This window comes from Streptomyces sp. TAA204 (genome assembly GCF_000424965.1).
Genome location: NZ_AUKW01000026.1, coordinates 17,707 through 34,566, shown reverse-complemented (window position 1 = coordinate 34,566; position 16,860 = coordinate 17,707). Strand labels below are relative to the sequence as shown.

Annotated in this window: 18 protein-coding genes and 3 tRNA genes; 6 read left to right on the top strand and 15 right to left on the bottom strand. The window is 70.7% G+C overall.

Annotated elements, in window-relative coordinates; translation table 11 throughout:
- Positions 1-217 precede the first annotated feature (217 nt).
- The 8 genes from rplL to H343_RS0124215 all read right to left on the bottom strand — a co-directional run bounded on the left by rplL (position 218) and on the right by H343_RS0124215 (position 5,449).
- A complete protein-coding gene (rplL, locus tag H343_RS0124250; RefSeq protein ID WP_028433237.1) occupies positions 218-607 on the bottom strand; it encodes a 50S ribosomal protein L7/L12 in 390 nt (129 codons plus the stop codon).
- Positions 608-715: 108 nt separating this feature from the next.
- Positions 716-1,255: a 50S ribosomal protein L10 gene (gene rplJ / locus H343_RS0124245; protein ID WP_028433236.1), complete on the bottom strand. Its 540-nt coding sequence runs from the start codon at positions 1,253-1,255 to the stop codon at positions 716-718.
- A 322-nt stretch (positions 1,256-1,577) separates the two neighbouring features.
- A complete protein-coding gene (locus H343_RS0124240) occupies positions 1,578-2,474 on the bottom strand; it encodes an SCO4651 family lipoprotein (protein ID WP_037904973.1) in 897 nt (298 codons plus the stop codon).
- Between the two features lie 151 nt (positions 2,475-2,625).
- Positions 2,626-3,348, bottom strand: coding sequence for a 50S ribosomal protein L1 (gene rplA / locus H343_RS0124235; protein ID WP_028433234.1), 723 nt, complete (start codon positions 3,346-3,348; stop codon positions 2,626-2,628).
- A gap of 106 nt (positions 3,349-3,454) precedes the next feature.
- Complete coding sequence (rplK, locus tag H343_RS0124230) at positions 3,455-3,892, bottom strand: 50S ribosomal protein L11 (RefSeq protein WP_028433233.1); 438 nt, start codon at positions 3,890-3,892, stop codon at positions 3,455-3,457.
- Between the two features lie 165 nt (positions 3,893-4,057).
- Positions 4,058-4,915, bottom strand: a complete 858-nt coding sequence (gene nusG, locus H343_RS0124225) for a transcription termination/antitermination protein NusG (RefSeq protein WP_028433232.1) — start codon at positions 4,913-4,915, stop codon at positions 4,058-4,060.
- Positions 4,916-4,986: 71 nt separating this feature from the next.
- Positions 4,987-5,268, bottom strand: a complete 282-nt coding sequence (gene secE / locus H343_RS0124220; RefSeq protein ID WP_028433231.1) for a preprotein translocase subunit SecE — start codon at positions 5,266-5,268, stop codon at positions 4,987-4,989.
- Between the two features lie 108 nt (positions 5,269-5,376).
- Positions 5,377-5,449, bottom strand: a tRNA-Trp gene (locus H343_RS0124215).
- A gap of 245 nt (positions 5,450-5,694) precedes the next feature.
- On the opposite strand from H343_RS0124215, the gene H343_RS0124210 reads away from it, so the two are divergent.
- Together H343_RS0124210 and H343_RS0124205 are read left to right on the top strand one after the other, a co-directional pair.
- Complete coding sequence (locus H343_RS0124210; RefSeq protein ID WP_158679611.1) at positions 5,695-6,876, top strand: pyridoxal phosphate-dependent aminotransferase; 1,182 nt, start codon at positions 5,695-5,697, stop codon at positions 6,874-6,876.
- Between the two features lie 136 nt (positions 6,877-7,012).
- Positions 7,013-8,050 carry an adenosine deaminase gene (locus H343_RS0124205; protein WP_037904970.1) on the top strand — a complete coding sequence of 346 codons (1,038 nt, stop codon included), beginning with the start codon at positions 7,013-7,015 and terminating at the stop codon, positions 8,048-8,050.
- 113 nt (positions 8,051-8,163) lie between these two features.
- On the opposite strand, the gene H343_RS0124200 is transcribed toward H343_RS0124205, so the two are convergent.
- The 6 genes from H343_RS0124200 to H343_RS0124175 all read right to left on the bottom strand — a co-directional run bounded on the left by H343_RS0124200 (position 8,164) and on the right by H343_RS0124175 (position 10,915).
- Positions 8,164-9,219: a UDP-N-acetylmuramate dehydrogenase gene (locus tag H343_RS0124200; RefSeq protein WP_028433228.1), complete on the bottom strand. Its 1,056-nt coding sequence runs from the start codon at positions 9,217-9,219 to the stop codon at positions 8,164-8,166.
- A 162-nt stretch (positions 9,220-9,381) separates the two neighbouring features.
- Complete coding sequence (locus H343_RS0124195) at positions 9,382-9,816, bottom strand: MaoC family dehydratase (RefSeq protein WP_028433227.1); 435 nt, start codon at positions 9,814-9,816, stop codon at positions 9,382-9,384.
- A 5-nt stretch (positions 9,817-9,821) separates the two neighbouring features.
- The gene (locus H343_RS0124190; RefSeq protein WP_028433226.1) at positions 9,822-10,301 is read right to left on the bottom strand and encodes a MaoC family dehydratase N-terminal domain-containing protein; all 480 of its coding nucleotides are present in this window, start codon (positions 10,299-10,301) and stop codon (positions 9,822-9,824) included.
- A gap of 166 nt (positions 10,302-10,467) precedes the next feature.
- On the bottom strand, positions 10,468-10,632 hold the full coding sequence (gene rpmG, locus H343_RS0124185) for a 50S ribosomal protein L33 (protein WP_003956487.1): 165 nt from the start codon (positions 10,630-10,632) through the stop codon (positions 10,468-10,470).
- 90 nt (positions 10,633-10,722) lie between these two features.
- Positions 10,723-10,795, bottom strand: a tRNA-Met gene (locus H343_RS0124180).
- Between the two features lie 47 nt (positions 10,796-10,842).
- Positions 10,843-10,915 (bottom strand) — tRNA-Thr (locus H343_RS0124175).
- A 685-nt stretch (positions 10,916-11,600) separates the two neighbouring features.
- On the opposite strand from H343_RS0124175, the gene H343_RS32640 reads away from it, so the two are divergent.
- Positions 11,601-12,806 (top strand): amidohydrolase family protein, encoded by a 1,206-nt coding sequence (locus tag H343_RS32640; RefSeq protein WP_106958941.1) that lies wholly within the window; start codon positions 11,601-11,603, stop codon positions 12,804-12,806.
- A gap of 57 nt (positions 12,807-12,863) precedes the next feature.
- Positions 12,864-13,535: an SDR family oxidoreductase gene (locus H343_RS0124165; RefSeq protein WP_028433225.1), complete on the top strand. Its 672-nt coding sequence runs from the start codon at positions 12,864-12,866 to the stop codon at positions 13,533-13,535.
- Positions 13,536-13,573: 38 nt separating this feature from the next.
- On the opposite strand, the gene H343_RS32635 is transcribed toward H343_RS0124165, so the two are convergent.
- Positions 13,574-14,602, bottom strand: a complete 1,029-nt coding sequence (locus H343_RS32635; RefSeq protein WP_078506079.1) for a YihY/virulence factor BrkB family protein — start codon at positions 14,600-14,602, stop codon at positions 13,574-13,576.
- 453 nt (positions 14,603-15,055) lie between these two features.
- On the opposite strand from H343_RS32635, the gene H343_RS0124155 reads away from it, so the two are divergent.
- Complete coding sequence (locus tag H343_RS0124155) at positions 15,056-15,526, top strand: DUF7144 family membrane protein (RefSeq protein ID WP_028433224.1); 471 nt, start codon at positions 15,056-15,058, stop codon at positions 15,524-15,526.
- A 398-nt stretch (positions 15,527-15,924) separates the two neighbouring features.
- Complete coding sequence (locus H343_RS0124150) at positions 15,925-16,410, top strand: DoxX family protein (RefSeq protein WP_051265963.1); 486 nt, start codon at positions 15,925-15,927, stop codon at positions 16,408-16,410.
- The last annotated feature ends 450 nt before the right edge of the window (positions 16,411-16,860 follow it).

Here is a 16,860-nt window from a genome sequence, read left to right as displayed (position 1 = left end):
TCCCGCTTCGTCTCCGATCCATGCCTCGGAACACGGATCGATGTACGACGCGTCCAGAGAATCGCGTGCCTGATGCCGTTCGTCAAGGGCCCCACGGCACCGACGATCACCATACGCGTCCGTTCCCGGAGGTCGGGGACCCCGCATGGCACAAGCGAGGGGCGACCACCCGGCTGGGTGATCGCCCCTGGCTGTGGGGTCCGTCGGACCCCACGGATCACTTGACCTCGACGGAGGCGCCGGAGTTCTCGAGGGACTCCTTGGCCTTGTCGGCGGCGTCCTTGGAAACCTTCTCGAGGACCGGCTTCGGGGTGCCGTCCACGAGCTCCTTGGCCTCCTTCAGACCCAGCGAGGTCAGCTCACGCACGACCTTGATGACCTGGATCTTCTTGTCGCCGGCGCCGGTGAGGACGACGTCGAACTCGTCCTGCTCCTCGACCTCCTCGGCGGCGCCGCCACCCTGGCCGGGCGCGGCGACGGCGACGGCGGCCGGCGCGGCGGCCTCGACGTCGAACTTCTCCTCGAACTTCTTCACGAACTCGGAGAGCTCGATGAGGGTCATCTCGCTGAACTGCTCGAGCAGCTCGTCCTGGCTGAGCTTCGCCATGATGGCGGTCCTTCCACTAGTTCGGCTGGTGCCGGGTGTACGTATCGGCGGGCTTTCGGCCCGCTGCGGCCGGATGCAGTCGCCTGCCCGGCCTCGACGGGAGCCGAATTACTCGGCACCGCCCTGCTCGACCTTGCTGCGCAGCGCGTCCGCGGTACGGACGAACTTCGTCAGCGGGGCCTCGAAAGTCGCCGCGGCCTTGGCCATGGACGCCTTCATGCCGCCGGCCAGCTTGGCGAGCAGCACCTCGCGGGATTCGACCTCCGCGAGCTTCTTGAGGTCGTCGGCGTTGTAGAGCGCGCCGTCGACCATGCCGCCCTTGATGACCAGGGCGGGGTTGTCCTTGGCGAAGTCACGGAGACCCTTCGCCGCCGCGACCGGGTCACCGGTGACGAAGGCGACGGCCGACGAGCCCACGAAGAACTCGTCGAGCTCGTTGATCCCGGCGTCGTTCGCCGCGATCTTGGTCAGCGTGTTCTTCACCACGCGGTACTGGGCGTTGTCACCGAGCGAGCGGCGCAGCTGCTTGAGCTGAGCCACCGAAAGCCCCGTGTACGCGGTGACCACTGCGGCGTTGGAGTCACGGAACTTGTTCGTGATCTCCTCGACGGCGGCGATCTTGTCGGGAGCGACCTGGTCCCTCGCCATGAGCCTCGGCCTCCTTCCGGGTGATGAGGACCGCTCGGAAGGGGCTGGAACAACGAAACGCCCCAGCGCAGGCGCGTGGGGCGTGGCTCGGCCGCAAGACGGCAGGCGTCTCGGCGGGAGCTTCCTCATCACCTACGCGGGTCGTCCGCGGCTAGCGGATCCTTCGGCCACCGTGCTCCTTGAGTGAGCACAGCGACGACCAGCGGTCTTTGGCTTTGTACGAGATTACGCGAAGCCCCCGTCAGCACCAAATCCGCCGCCGGGGGCCCCGCGTTCGTGCACCTTCCGGTCCGTCACCGCTCGCACTGGACCGGGCCGGCTGTCAGCTCTGGCTGCCCAGCATCTGCTCGAAGGGCAGCGTGTCGGAGGCGGGCGGCTCCTCGACGGAGACCTTCGTGCCGTAGTCCGTGTAGTGGACGGTGGAGTCCATGTCGCCGTACTTGCCCTTGGCCTTCTCCTGCTTCTTCACCAGCAGATCGTCCTCGTCGATCCACAGGTCGACCGTCTCGGTCTTGAACCCCTGCTGTTCGAGCTGGTCGGCGAGCTGGTCCAGCTCCCTCTCACTGAGGTTCTTGGACTGCATCCGTGCCAGTTCGGAGACCTTGATGGTGCCGCTGTAGTGGTCGGTGCGCACGCCCTTGACGTTGTCGGTCCCGACCTTCTTCACCTTGCCGCTGGCGAGCAGCAGGTCGACGGAGCGCGCGGGGTTGTTGTTCTGCATCTGGTCCTTGACCAGTGCGCCCGACGGCCCGCCCTGCTCGGCCAGCTTGTCGTAGTCGTACTTCACCCAGTGCTTGCCCTTGCCGGACGACGCCGCGAACTCGTCACCGAGATTGATGTACATGGCGTCTTCGGTGTAGCGCGCCGGCATCGGCTTCCCGCTGGAGGGCATACCGCTGCCGGAGCCCTTCTGGGTCACGGTCATCTCGGCGGTGGTCCCGCCGCCGGACCAGTCGATGGACCCCTCCGACCTGGTGGACATCTCACCCTGCGGCGTTCCCTGCGTCTGGTCGGAGACGACCTTCGCCGAGTTCTGCTCCTGGGTGCTCTCCGATGCCTGCTTCAGGTCGGCGAGCGCCGCCTCCACGGGCGAGAGCTTGGCCTTGTCCTTCGACCCGCCGCTCCCGCCGTCACCGCTGTCGGAGCTCCCGCCGCAGGCGGTGAGTCCGGCCATCAGAACAACTCCGGCTGCCGCCGCGGCAATTCGACGCTGACGCATGTGATGATCCCCCATGAATATGTGCACTTGTACGACCTGAGCAGACCTTATCCCGTACACGGCACCGCCGTACAACGCCCGCGGGCCCCGCTCTGCGGAGAGAGCGGGGCCCGCGGGGGCACATCGGCGGCCGTTCGCGGTCGAGCGGGGCTCAGACGGCGGCGGGGTCCTCCTCGACGAGGAGGTTCCGGGTGCGGTTGGGGTCGACGGGGATGCCGGGGCCCATCGTGGTGGTGATGGCCGTCTTCTTGACGTAACGCCCCTTGGCCGCCGACGGCTTCAGCCGCTGGATCTCCTCCAGGGCGGCGGCGTAGTTCTCCACGAGCTGGCTGTCGTCGAAGGACGTCTTGCCGATGATGAAGTGGAGGTTCGCGTGCTTGTCGACACGGAACTCGATCTTGCCGCCCTTGATGTCGTTGACCGCCTTGGTGACATCGGGCGTGACGGTGCCGGTCTTCGGGTTCGGCATCAGACCACGCGGACCGAGCACGCGGCCGAGGCGGCCGACCTTGCCCATCAGGTCCGGGGTGGCGACGACGGCGTCGAAGTCCAGGCGGCCGCCCGCGACCTCCTCGATCAGCTCGTCGGCGCCGACGATGTCGGCGCCCGCGGCCTCCGCGGCAGCTGCACGGTCACCGGTCGCGAAGACCAGGACCCGGGCGGTCTTACCGGTGCCGTGCGGCAGGTTCACGGTGCCGCGGACCATCTGGTCGGCCTTGCGCGGGTCGACGCCCAGACGCAGGGCGACCTCGACGGTCGCGTCGAACTTCTTCGTGGAGGTGTCCTTGGCGAGACGCACGGCCTCGAGCGGGGCGTAGAGACGCTCCCGGTCGATCTTGGCGTCCGCGCTGCGGAAGTACTTGCTGCGCTTCACTACTGCTCCTGACAGTGACGTCAGCCGGCTGCCGCCGGGTGACGGTACGGAGTCGTGGTCGGGGCCGGCGCGTGGCCCTCCCACATGGCTTGCTGGGCCTGGGGGCTCAGCCCTCGACCGTGACGCCCATGGAACGGGCGGTACCGGAGATGATCTTCTCGGCCTGGTCCAGGTTGTTGGCGTTCAGGTCGGGCATCTTCGTGGTGGCGATCTCACGCACCTGGTCACGAGTGATCTTCGCGACCTTCTTGACGTGCGGCTCGCCGGAGCCCTTGTCCACGCCCGCGGCCTTCAGGATCATCTTCGACGCCGGCGGCGTCTTGGTGATGAAGGTGAAGGAGCGGTCCTCGTAGACAGTGATCTCCACGGGGATGACCCAGCCGCGCTGCGACTCGGTCGCCGCGTTGTAGGCCTTGCAGAACTCCATGATGTTGACGCCGTGCTGACCCAGCGCCGGGCCGACCGGCGGCGCCGGGTTGGCCGCGCCGGCCTGGATCTGGAGCTTGATCAGCCCCGAAACCTTCTTCTTCTTCTTGGGAGGCATGCTCTCTCCGGGTCCTTGTGAGAGGTGATTCGTCCTCCGCCCGTCATACGGCTGGAGGCATACCGCACCACGATAGCCCGTACCGTGGTGAGCGCTGAAACCGGCAGCTCACGCGATACCCGCGAGCGGGGTGCGCCGAACTGCCGGAAGCCGGTGCGAGGAGGCTCAGTTCTTCTGGATCTGGTCGAAGCTCAGCTCGACCGGTGTCTCCCGGCCGAAGATCTCGACGAGTCCCTTGACCTTCTTCGAGTCGGCGTTGATCTCGTTGATCGTCGCCTGCAGCGTCGCGAACGGGCCGTCGGTGACGGTGACCGAGTCGCCGACCTCGAAGTCGAGCACCTGGACCTCGACCTTGCGGCCGGGACCGCCGGCGGGCTTGCCCTCCTCCTCGGCCGCGGCGGCCTTGGCGGCCTTCTCCTCGGCCTCCGGGGCGAGCATCTTGACGATCTCGTCGAGGGTCAGCGGGTAGGGGTCGTAGGCGTTGCCGACGAAGCCGGTCACACCGGGGGTGTTGCGGACAACGCCCCAGGACTCGTTGGTGAGGTCCATCCGTACGAGGACGTAGCCCGGCAGCTTGTTCTGCCGGACGGTGCGGCGGTCGCCGTTCTTGATCTGGACGACCTCTTCCTGCGGCACCTCGGCCTGGAAGATGAAGTCCTCGACGTTGAGGGAGACGGCGCGCTGCTCGAGGTTGGTCTTCACGCGGTTCTCGTAGCCGGCGTAGGTGTGGATCACATACCACTCGCCGGGGAGCAGGCGCAGCTCGTCCCGGAGCTCGGCGACGGGGTCGGCCTTCTCCGGTTCCTCGGCCTCCGCCGCAGCGGCCTCGCCCTCGCCCTGTGCGGCGGCGTCCTCGGCGGTCTCGGCGATCTGGTCCGACTCGAGGTGGACGGCTGCCTCCTCGGCCGTGGCCTCCGCTGCGTCCGTCCGGTCCGAACTCTCATCCGCCGCCTCGACGATGTCGCGTGCGGTGTCGTCACCCTCTGCGGGCTCGACGGCATCGTTCAGGTTCGGATCAGACACGGTGGCTGCTTCTTCCTGGCTTCAAGGGCTCGAACGTACGAAAGGCGCCGCGTGTGGCATCTGTCGCGGGCTCAGCCGAAAACGTACTTCATGACCTCGGTGAACCCGTAATCGATCACAGTCACCAGACCGATGACGATGACCACGAAAATGATCACCACGGTGGTGTACGTCGACAGCTGGTGCCGGGTGGGCCAGACGACCTTGCGGAGTTCGGCGACGATCTGCCGGTAGAACAGCGCGAGCCGGCCGAAGGGGCCCCTCTTGGCCCGCTTGCCCCCGCGGCGCGGCTTCTTGCCGTCCGACGACCCTCCGGGTTCAGGGACCTCGGTGGTGTCCGTGATCTCCGTCACTCATCCTCACCTGATCCGGGTCGTTGCCATGCGGCGTCCGGCCCGGCCGCACGGCGGTGCAATTCAGTACGTACGCGTGCACACACACCTCGGTCGCGGTGTGTGGAGCAGGGCCGGAGGGACTCGAACCCCCAACCGCTGGTTTTGGAGACCAGTGCTCTTCCAATTGAGCTACGACCCTTTGTGATTCCCCAACTTACCGCATCGGAACGACTGCTCGGTGTCCGTGCATCCGACGGCACAGCTCGGGGCCAACGACGTAGGAGTGTACGTCCTCCCGGGCCGGGCGTCGAACAGGTAGGGCCGCCCGCCCCTCACTCCCCGGTGCCGGACGCCGGAGCCGTCTGGGAACATGCCCTTATGAGCGCTCCAACGCCACCTGCACAGTCTGCACAGTCACCCACCGAACGACGTGTCTCGGCCCGTGTGGGGTCGATCTCCGAGTCCGCGACGCTCGCCGTGGACGCCAAGGCGAAGGCCCTCAAGGCCGCCGGGCGTCCGGTGATCGGTTTCGGCGCGGGCGAACCGGACTTCCCGACGCCCGGCTACATCGTGGACGCGGCGGCCGAAGCCTGCCGCGACACCAGGAACCACCGCTACACGCCCGCCGGCGGCCTCCCCGAGCTGAAGACCGCGATCGCCGCGAAGACCCTGCGCGACTCCGGCTACGAGATCGAGCCGGCCCAGGTCCTGGTCACCAACGGCGGCAAGCAGGCCATCTACGAGTCCCTCGCCGCCACGCTCGACCCGGGCGACGAGGTCATCGTCCCGGCGCCTTACTGGACCACCTACCCCGAGTCGATCCGGCTCGCGGGCGGTGTCCCGGTCCCCGTCGTGGCCGACGAGTCGACGAACTACCTGGTCGGCGTGGAGCAGTTGGAGGCCGCGCGCACGGAGCGGACGAAGATGGTGCTCTTCGTCTCCCCCTCCAACCCGACCGGCTCCGTCTACCCGCGCGACCAGGTCGTGGCCATCGGCGAGTGGGCGCTGGAGCACGGCCTGTGGGTGATGACGGACGAGATCTACGAACACCTCGTCTACGGCGACGCGGAGTTCACCTCGCTCCCGGCCGCCGTGCCCGCGCTGCGGGACAAGTGCGTGGTCGTCAACGGCGTGGCCAAGACGTACGCCATGACCGGCTGGCGCGTGGGCTGGGTCATCGGTCCGAAGGATGTCGTCAAGGCCGCCACGAACCTCCAGTCCCACGCCACGTCGAACGTCAGCAACGTGGCGCAGGTCGCCGCCTTCGCCGCCGTCTCGGGCGACCTGGAGGCGGTCGCGGCGATGCGCACGGCCTTCGACCGGCGCCGTCGCACGATCGTGCGAATGCTGAACGAGATCGACGGTGTGGTATGCCCGGAGCCCGAGGGCGCCTTCTACGCGTACCCCTCGGTCAAGGGGCTGCTGGGCAAGGAGATCCGCGGCAGGCGCCCGGCGACGAGCGTGGAGCTGGCGGAGCTGATCCTGGAGGAGGCGGAGGTCGCGGTCGTACCGGGCGAGGCCTTCGGCACCCCGGGCTATCTGCGTCTGTCCTACGCGCTGGGCGACGAGGACCTGGCCGAGGGCGTGTCCCGGATGCAGAAGCTGCTCGGTGAGGCGCGCGGCTGAGGCGCCGCGCCCCGTCATGTGCTGGTGAGGCGGTCCCCCGGGCAGGTGCCCCGGGGGACCGCCTTCACGTTCGGGCAAGACCTCGTTCAGGGAATGCGACTACCCCTCCGCCGGGCACGTACGGCAGGATCTGTGGATGGCTGTCCGAGACCTGCGCACCCTGCCCAAGGCCCATCTCCATCTGCACTTCACCGGTTCGATGCGGTCCGGCACGCTGCTGGAACTCGCCGACAAGTACGGCGTGCACCTGCCGGCGGCCCTGAGCGGCGGCGAGCCGCCCAGGCTGCGGGCGACGGACGAGCGCGGCTGGTTCCGCTTCCAGCGGCTCTACGACATCGCGCGCTCCTGCCTGCGCACGCCGGAGGACATCCAGCGGCTGGTGCGCGAAGCCGCCGAGGAGGACGTAAGGGACGGCTCGCGCTGGCTGGAGATCCAGGTCGACCCCACCTCGTACGCGCCCCGGCTGGGCGGTCTCATCCCCGCGCTGGAGATCATCCTGGACGCGGTCGAGAGCGCGGCACGGGAGACCGGGCTGGGCATGCGGCTGGTGGTCGCGGCGAACCGGATGAAACACCCCCTCGACGCCCGTACGCTCGCCCGGCTCGCGGTCCGCTTCCGGGACCGAGGGATCGTCGGCTTCGGGCTCTCCAACGACGAACGCCGCGGATTCGCCCGCGACTTCGACCGGGCCTTCGCCATCGCGCGGCACGGCGGTCTGCTGGCGGCGCCGCACGGCGGTGAGCTGTCCGGGCCGAGCAGCGTCCGCGACTGCCTGGACGACCTGCACGCCGCCCGCCTGGGGCACGGTGTACGGGCGGCCGAGGACCCGGTGCTGCTCGCGCAGCTGGCCGAGCGGAACGTCACCTGCGAGGTCTGCCCCGCCTCGAACGTCGCGCTGGGCGTCTACGACAAGCCCGAGGACGTGCCGCTGCGGACGCTGTGGGACGCCGGCGTGCCGATGGCGCTGGGCGCCGACGACCCGCTGCTGTTCGGCTCACGCCTCGCCGCGCAGTACGGCATCGCGCGGGAGTCGCACGGCTTCACCGACCCCGAACTGGCGGAGCTGGCACGGCAGTCGGTGCGGGCGGCCTCGATGCCTCACGACGTGCGCAAGCAGGTGCTGTCCGACGTGGACGGCTGGCTGGGCGGCGGCCCGGCGTCCGGCGCCCCCTGACACACGCGGGGCGTGGGCGGGTGCGAAGACGCACGCGGGGGCGGGTGACCGCTCGCGCGCGCGGGGCCTGTACTCAGGGAGCCCCCGGGGCGGGCGGTACGGTCCGTACGCCCCTACAGAGCGCAGCCGACGGTCACGGGTTCGTTCACGAGTGTCACGCCGAAGACCTCCCGCACGCCGTCCCGCACCTCGCGGGCGAGCGCCAGCAGGTCGGCTGTGGACGCCTCCCCGCGGTTGGTGAGCGCGAGGGTGTGCTTGGTGGAGATACGGGCGCGGCCCGCCCCGTAGCCCTTGGTGAACCCGGCCCGGTCGATGAGCCAGGCCGCGGAGGTCTTCGTACGGCCCTCCCCCGCCGGGAACGCGGGCACGGCGACGTCGGCGCCCAGCCGCTCGGCGGCGCGTCCGGTGAAGGCGGCGAACTCGGCGTCGTCCAGCACGGGGTTGGTGAAGAAGGACCCCGCCGACCACGTGTCGTGGTCCTCGGGGTCGAGCACCATGCCCTTGCCCGCACGGAGCTTCAGCACGGTCTCCCGGGCCGCCTGCGCGGACACGCGGTCACCGGGCTCGACGCCGAGGGCGCGGGCCGTCTCGGCGTACTTGACCGGCGCGGACAGACCACCGGCGTCCTCCAGTTCGAAGCGGACCCGGAGGACGACGTAACGGTCCGGGTCGGCCTTGAACCGGCTGTGGCGGTAGGAAAAGCCGCACTCGGCGTTCGGGACGGTGACCGTCCCGCCGCTGCTCCGGTCGTAGGCGACGACCTCGGTGACGGTCGAGGAGACCTCCTGCCCGTACGCGCCCACGTTCTGGATGGGCGTCGCACCTGCGGAGCCGGGGATGCCGGCCAGGCACTCGACGCCCGCGAGCCCCGCCTCGACGGTGCGGGCGACCGCATCCGACCAGTTCTCGCCCGCGGCGAGTTCCAGACGGGTGCCCGAGAGCCGGAAGCCGGTGGTGGCGATGCGCAGGGCGGTGCCCGGGAAGCCCTCGTCCGCGACGACGAGGTTGCTGCCGCCGCCGACGATCAGCAGCGGGGTGCCGGCGGCGTCGGACTCGCGGACGGCGGCGATCACTTCGTCGTCGGTGGTCGCCGTACGCAGGCGGGCGGCCGGGCCGCCGAGCCGGAAGGTGGTCAGCGGGGCGAGGGGGGCGTCATGGAGTTCCTGCACGCGCTCAAGCGTACGAGAGGGCACGCCGGGCCACGGCACTCCCGTCCCGGGCCGCGTCCTGTCCTGCCCGGCCTGCCCGGCCCGACCTGTCCGGTCCTGCTCTTGGCTGTGTACGGTTTCCCCGCTCCCGGCCCGCGGGCGGGGCGGGGCGGTGGGACCGGTTCAGGCCAGGCGGACGACGGCCCGGGAGACGCCGAGCACCTTCTGGCCGGCGCTCATCACCGTCAGGTCCACACGCACGGTGCGCGCCTCGTCGTCCAGCTTGGCGGCGACCTTCGCGGCGACCTCGATCTCGGCGCCCTTCTCGTCGTCCGGTACGACGACCGGCCGGGTGAAGCGCACCCCGTACTCGACGACGGCCGCCGGATCGCCCGTCCAGTCGGTGACCACACGGACGGCCTCCGCCATGGTGAACATGCCGTGCGCGATGACGTCCGGCAGGCCCACCTCCTTGGCGAACCGCTCGTTCCAGTGAATGGGGTTGAAGTCCCCGGAGGCGCCGGCGTAGCGCACAAGCCGCTCCCGGTCGACGGGGAAGGTGCGCGAGGGCAGCTCGGTGCCGACTTCGACGTCGGCGTACGCGATCTTCGCTGACATCCCGATCAGCCTCCCCTTGTCTCCGGTGCGGGGGCCTCCGCCTCGGCCCCGCGGGCCACGAGCTTGGTGTGGGCGGTCACCACCAGCTCGCCCGAGGCGTCGTGCACGTCGCCGCGTACGTCGAGGATCTCGTTGCCCGCCATCGACTTGACGGCCTCGATGGTGGTGGACACCGAGAGCCGGTCCCCCGCCCGCACGGGCCGTGCGTAGACGAACTTCTGGTCGCCGTGCACCACCCGGCTGTAGTCCAGGCCCAGCTGCGGGTCCTCGGTGACCTGCCGGGCCGCGCGGAAGGTGATGGCGAAGACGAACGTGGGCGGGGCGATCACATCGGGGTGGCCCAGCGCTTCGGCGGCTTCGCGGTCCGTGTAGGCCGGATTGTCGTCCCCGACGGCCTCGGCGAACTCGCGGATCTTCTCGCGGGCGACCTCGTAGGGGCGGGTGGGCGGATAGCTCCGCCCGACGAAGGACTGGTCGAGCGCCATGGAGCGCGGCACCTCCTGGAAGCCGGCGGGTGGTGGGCCATGGGCCCCGGGCCCCGTGAGTTCACGGCCCGGGCCGCCGGGCTCGGGCCGGGGGCGGCCGGAACCGTTCGTACGGAACGACGCGAGGCCGCCCCCGGTCGGGGACGGCCTCGTCGAACGGCCTGGTTCAGCGCGTCTCGCGGTGCGCCGTGTGCGAGTTGCAGCGCGGGCAGTGCTTCTTCATCTCAAGACGGTCCGGGTTGTTGCGCCGGTTCTTCTTGGTGATGTAGTTCCGCTCCTTGCACTCCACGCAGGCCAGCGTGATCTTCGGGCGGACGTCTGTGGCAGCCACGTGAGTGCTCCTTGACGGACAGATGGGCCAGAACGCAGGAAGAGTAGCCGATCGAAGGACCGAACCCACAATCGGCTACATTCGGTGAAGTAGCGGTGACCGGACTTGAACCGGTGACACAGCGATTATGAGCCGCTTGCTCTACCGACTGAGCTACACCGCCACGATGCGCGGAAACCCACCATCCGATGGGGGGATCTCACACATCAGAGCCCCAAAACGGAATCGAACCGTTGACCTTCTCCTTACCATGGAGACGCTCTGCCGACTGAGCTATTGGGGCGAGCGGTGAAGACATTACACGCCCGGCAGCCAAAGGTGAAATCCGTATCGCGCCCGCACACGGCCTTTCCGGAGCCCGCACCCACGTGGGTCGCCCCCCGTCCGGAAGACCCCAACACCCCCTCGCACCACGTCAGTACGACTATTCGCCTCTTCCTCGCCGGTGCCCCCGGAGCGCCCTACTCTCGACTCACGCTGCGTGATCATGATCATCCGCCGATGTGGGGAGTGCGATGGCCGACAGCCAGCCACAGGGCCCGGGGGACGGCGACGGCCCCCGGGACGAGCCTCGTGACGCGAACGGGAGACCCGGCCGGGACTCCGCCGCCCACGACGCCTCCGGCAACGGCGCATCCCAGGACGGCGGGGACCGCGACGGAGGCGGCGCCGTGGACGGCGACGGCCGCGCGAGCACGGACGGCGCGGACGGCGACGCAAGCCCGAGCGGCGGCACAAGCCCGGACGACGGCACAGGCGCGAACGGCAGCACAGGCGCGAACGGCGGCACGCCCGGAGCTCCGGACAGAGGCGCGGCCAGGGGCGGAGGCGCCCGGCCCCGGGGCCGCACCCCGGGCAAGGGCCGCTCCGGCGCGCAGCGGGGCACCGGCGGTCCCTCCCGGGACGGCACCCCTCGTGAGGGCACTTCCCACGACAGAGCCGCCGACACCGCCGCGGCCCGCACCATCATGCTGTGCGGCGCCCGCCTCGCCGACGGCCGCACCGTCGACGTCCGGCTGGGCGACGACCGTATCGAGGCGGTCGGTACGGCGGGCAGCCTCGCGAGGGGACCGCAGCCCGCGGGCGCCTCACGGGTCGACCTCTCCGGTTTCCTGCTGCTCCCCGCGCCGGCGGAACCGCACGCGCACTACGACACCGCGCTGACAGCCGTCTCCCCCGCCTCCGACGGCCCTCCCCGCAGCGCCCCGGAGGACGTGCAGCGGCGTACGACCGAGGCGGCGCTGCTCCAGCTCGGGCAGGGCGCGACCGCCACCCGCACCCATGTGCACATCGGCGACGTGGCGGGGCTGCGCTCGCTGGAGGCGGTGCTCCAGGCGCGTCGGGCGCTGCGCGGACTGGTGGAGCTGAGCACCGTCGCCGTCCCGCGGCTGCTGACCGGTGTCGCCGGGGCAGACAACCTGTCGATGCTGCGGGACGCGGTGAAGATGGGCGCCACGGTCATCGGCGGCTGTCCCGACCTCGACCCCGATCCTGGCGGCTACGTGGACGCCGTGCTGGAGGTCGCGGCAGAGCACGGCTGCGGCGTCGACCTCCACACCGACGGTGACGACCCGGCCCGTCTGTCCCGGCTGGCCGCCGCCGCGGGCGGGCTGCGCCCCGGCGTCGCCATCGGGCCGTGCGCCGGACTGGCCCGGCTGCCGCACAAGTCGGCGGCCCGTACGGCGGACAGGCTCGCCGCGGCCGGTGTCACGGTCGTCGCCCTGCCGCAGGGCAACTGCGGTGTGATGGAGCGCCCCACACCGGCCGCCCCCTCGCGTGTGGCGCCGGTGAGACTGCTCACCGCTGCCGGCGTGGCGGTGACCGCGGGCAGCGGGGCGCTGCGGGACGCCGCCTGCCCCGTCGGCAGGGGCGACCCGCTGGAGGCCGCGTACCTGCTGGCGTCGCACAGCGAGGCACGCGTGGAGGCCGCCTACGAGGCGGTCTGCGGACAGGCGCGCGCGATGATGGGCCTGCCCGAGGTGCGGGTGGAGGCGGGCTTCCCGGCGGAACTGCTGGCCGTGCGGGGTACGGAGCTGGCGGGGGCGCTGTCCCTCGCTTACAGCCGTGTCGTGGTGCACCGGGGGCGGGTGGTGGCGCGCACGAGCGCGGTGCGGGAGTTCTGCGACTTCACGGGCACCTCGGAGTTCGATCTGCCGCGGCAGTCGCAGGGCTGACGGCCGGTCACCCCCGGGTGGCGGGGCAGCGGCAGCGGATGGGCGTACGGTCGGGGCATGCGCACAGTAATCGCTGGTGGACACGGTCAGATCGCGCTGCGGCTGGAGCGGCTGCTCGCCGGGCGCGGAGAAGAGGTGGCGGGCATCATCCGCAAGCCTGAGCAGGAGGAGGACCTGCGGGCGGCGGGTGCCGAACCTGTCGTCTGCGACCTGGAGTCGGCCTCCGTGGAGGAGGTCGCGGCACATCTGGAGGGCGCCGACGCGGTGGTCTTCGCGGCCGGAGCGGGGCCGGGCAGCGGCACGGCGCGGAAGGAGTCCGTGGACCGCGCGGCAGCCGTCCTCCTCGCGGACGCGGCGGAACGCGCGGGCGTACGGCGCCACATCGTCGTCTCCGCGATGGGGGCCGACGCCGGACTCACCGAACCGCCGCCCGGGACCGACCCCGTCTTCGCCGCGTACCTGCGCGCGAAGGGCGCCGCGGACGACGCCGTACGGGCACGCGGGAGCCTCGACTGGACGGTGCTACGGCCCGGCAAGCTCACCGACGCTCCCGGCACCGGACTGGTACGGCTCGAGGAGCGGACCGGTCGGGCGGAGGTGCCGCGGGACGACGTGGCGGCCGTACTGGCGTCCCTGCTGCACGCGCCCGGCACGGCGGGTATGACGCTGGAGCTGATCAGTGGCGGGACGCCGGTCGACGAAGCGGTCGGAAGCATCGCCGGCAGTTGACACCGGGGCCGGCGGCGGGCCCAGCCGCCGCCCCGGTGTCAACTGCCGGGGCGGCGGCGCAGCTTGGCGAGTTCGGCGTTGAACTGCGCACCGCTGAGCAGCGCGAGGTTCGACATCCACAGCCACACCAGGAAGACGACGATCCCCGCGAGCGGCCCGTACATCCTGTAGTACGTGCCGACGTGCGAGACGTAGAGCGCGAAGCCCAGCGAGGCCACGAGCCAGAGCAGCACGGCGACCACCCCGCCCGGCATCTGGTTGCGCACACCGCGCGTCCCGGCGGGGCCCGAGCGGAAGAGGATCAGTACGAGTACGGCTGCCAGGCAGACCAGCAGCGGCCACTTCATCGTGCTCCATGCCTCGGCGGCCACCTTGCCCCTGCCGAGCGTCTCCCCGGCCGTACGGGCGAGTTCGCCGCTGAGCACCAGCACGAACAAGCTGGAGATCAGCAGCGCCAGCAGCGTCAGGGCGGTGAGCACGATGCGCGGAGCCGCACGCCTCAGCGGACGCGTGTCCTCCACGCCGTGCATGGCGTGCAGGGCACGGCGGAAGACGCTCAGATAGCTGGAGGCGGACCACAGGGACCCGGCCGTGCCGAAGACGGCGAGCAGCCAGGCGGCGGTGCGCTGCCCCGCCATGTCCCTCAGCACTCCCGCGATGAGGTCGCCGGGCTGGGCGGGCAGCAGGGTGGTCACGCGGTGAATGAGTTCCTGCGTGGCGCCCGTACCGGCGAGGCCCATGGCCGAGACCGTGACGAGCAGCGCCGGGAAGACGGCCATCACGCCGTAGTAGGTGAGCGCCGCGGCCCAGTCGGTGACGTCGTCGTTCCAGATGGAGACTGGCGTACGGCGCAGGGCCCGGCGGCAGTCCGCAGGGCTGACGGTGCGGCCCGGCCCGGCTGCCGGGGAGGCGGCGGACGCCGGGCCGGCCGCGTCGGTGCCCGCCGGTGGTGACGCAGCCGCGGGTGACGCAGCCGGTGATGGTGACGCAGCCGGTGGTGACGCCGCCTCCGGTGTCTGCGACGGATCAGTGCGCACGCCGTGACCCGGGTGTTCCGTGGCTGTCATCCGTTTCCGTTCGTCCTGCTCGTTGCCGTGCCGTCCGGTCCCTGGCGTGCTTGCCGCACCGCGTGTGTGCTCATCCGTCTTCTCCGGCTCCCCTTCTCCGGCTCCCCCTCTCCGCCGCTGTCCGCACACGCGTCCGGTGCGTCGTGCTGGTACACGCCTGGCCGGGAGCACGGTCCCGGAAACCTCGGCCCGGCGGGAAGTGCGGAGCAGGCCGGCGTCAAGGTCACCGGCCACCCCTTCCGGGCGGCCCGCAGGCGGGCGCCTCTCGCTCCCCCGGCCGTCTGCGCACCCGTACGCGCACGGGTGGCGGACGGCGCCCCGCCGGGCGTGGTCTTTCGAAGACGCTCCGACCAGGCAGAACGTCTCCGGTCGCAGATTGCCGCAAATGTGCTCAGACTGAGTGATAAGCACCTGAACAGGTGAAGCCATACTTTGCAGAAGGAGGGTCCCGACATGGCCACTCACGCCAGTGGAGCGCATGCGGGTACCGCCGCGCGCACTTCCGGCAGGACGATGATGGTCAGCGGCTGGACGATGCTGGCCAGCGTGCTGATGATCTTCGGTGGACTGCTCGCCGTGTCCTCTGGTGTCGCAGCTCTGCGCGAGGACGCCGTCTTTGCGACCACGCAGAACTACGCCTTCGAGTACAGCCTGACGGGCTGGGGCTGGGTCCACCTCATACTGGGCGCCGTGATCGTCGTCGCCGGGTTCGCGCTGCTCGCGACGGGGGCCATGTGGGCCCGCGTCGTCGGCGTGGCGCTGGCCGGCCTCGGGATGATCGCGAGCTTCATGTGGCTGCCGCACTACCCCTTGTGGGCCGTCATCACTCTGGCCATCGACGTCTTCATCATCTGGGCGCTGTGCGCGGGCATGGGATCCGGTGCGGGTACCGGCTCCGGCGCCGGCACCCGATCACGGGCCTGACCCGCCCGCGAAGCGGCGGCCCCGGACCGGACGTGCCGGCCCGGGGCCGTTCCATGCCACGGCACGCGCGGCAGTGCGGACCCGGCCGGCACGGAAATGCCCGGCCGCCGGTGCGCTCCCGGGTCCGACACTCCCCGAGGAGACCCGATGGCGTGAACCGGGCCGCGCCGACCCTCTGCTGGAGCGCGGGGCGCTCAACGCTGCGTGCCCGCACGGCGGTTCACCCCTTCACCACCCGTTCGGACGGCGTTCCCGCGAGCGCCGTCCGAACGGGTACGGCCTCGCCCGTGCCGGCCGCTTCACCGGGCCACTGCTTAGGCAAGCCGGTGACAAACAAGGCCGCCGCCGGTGCTCTCACGAGTATGTTCGTACGCACCGCGCGCAGAAGGAGACCAACCATGACGCACGCAAGCGGCATGCCGCCGACCGCTCCCCCCGCCCCCTCGGACGCACGTTCAAGGCGCCGCAAGAGCCCGATGAAGGTCGTACTGTCCGTGGTCCTGTGGCTGCTACAGGTCGGTCTCGCGGTGCAGTTCGTCCTCTTGGGCGCCATACCCGCACTGACCGCCGACCCCGGGGCCGTGAGCACCTTCGAGGACATCGGCTTCGGCACGTGGTTCATGTACCTGACCGGCGCCCTGGAGTTGCTCGGCGCCATCGGGCTCGTCACCCCATGGTTCTCGGGGCTGGCGGCCATTGGGCTGGTGGGTGTGATGTCGGGAGCGATCCTCACCCACGTACTCCTCATGGACGGCAAGGGCGCCGAGGCGCCGCTCATGCTCCTCGTACTGTCCCTCGTCGTCGCCGTGGGCCGGTGGGGAACGGTGAGGGACCTCCTCGACCGGGTACGGGGAGGCGGCGGCCGGGCCCGCGCCCGGCGCTGAAGTCCGCAGCCCTCAGGCGCTCTTGGCGCCTTCGGCCCTACGCCCGCGCACCTGTGCCGGACGCCCTCGTGTGGCGGCGTCCCAGGGGCGAGAAGAACCGGCCTCCGACCTGTCTCACCGGTCGGAGGCCGGTTCTTCGTCCGTGCTCCACCCGGCGCCGGCAACGGGAAGCCCACGGGTGGTCCGGGACAGCCCGGCCGAATGCCGGTGACCGGGCGATGATTTCCGAACCTTGCCGCGGCGGACACCGGACGGCGGAGCGCCGCGGGAAGGTGTCAGGCACTTCACCGTGCCACTGGACGGTTCCTTGGCGGGCCGGACCATTCGACGGGCTGGATGAAAGGGCTTCTTGTCCCGCCCGGTTGTCCCGTCCCGGCCTCGTCGGGTTCTTCAGCGATGGCAATGGAACCAGGCCCCCGACGCGTGTTGCCGGGCCGTGAGTGACGTCCG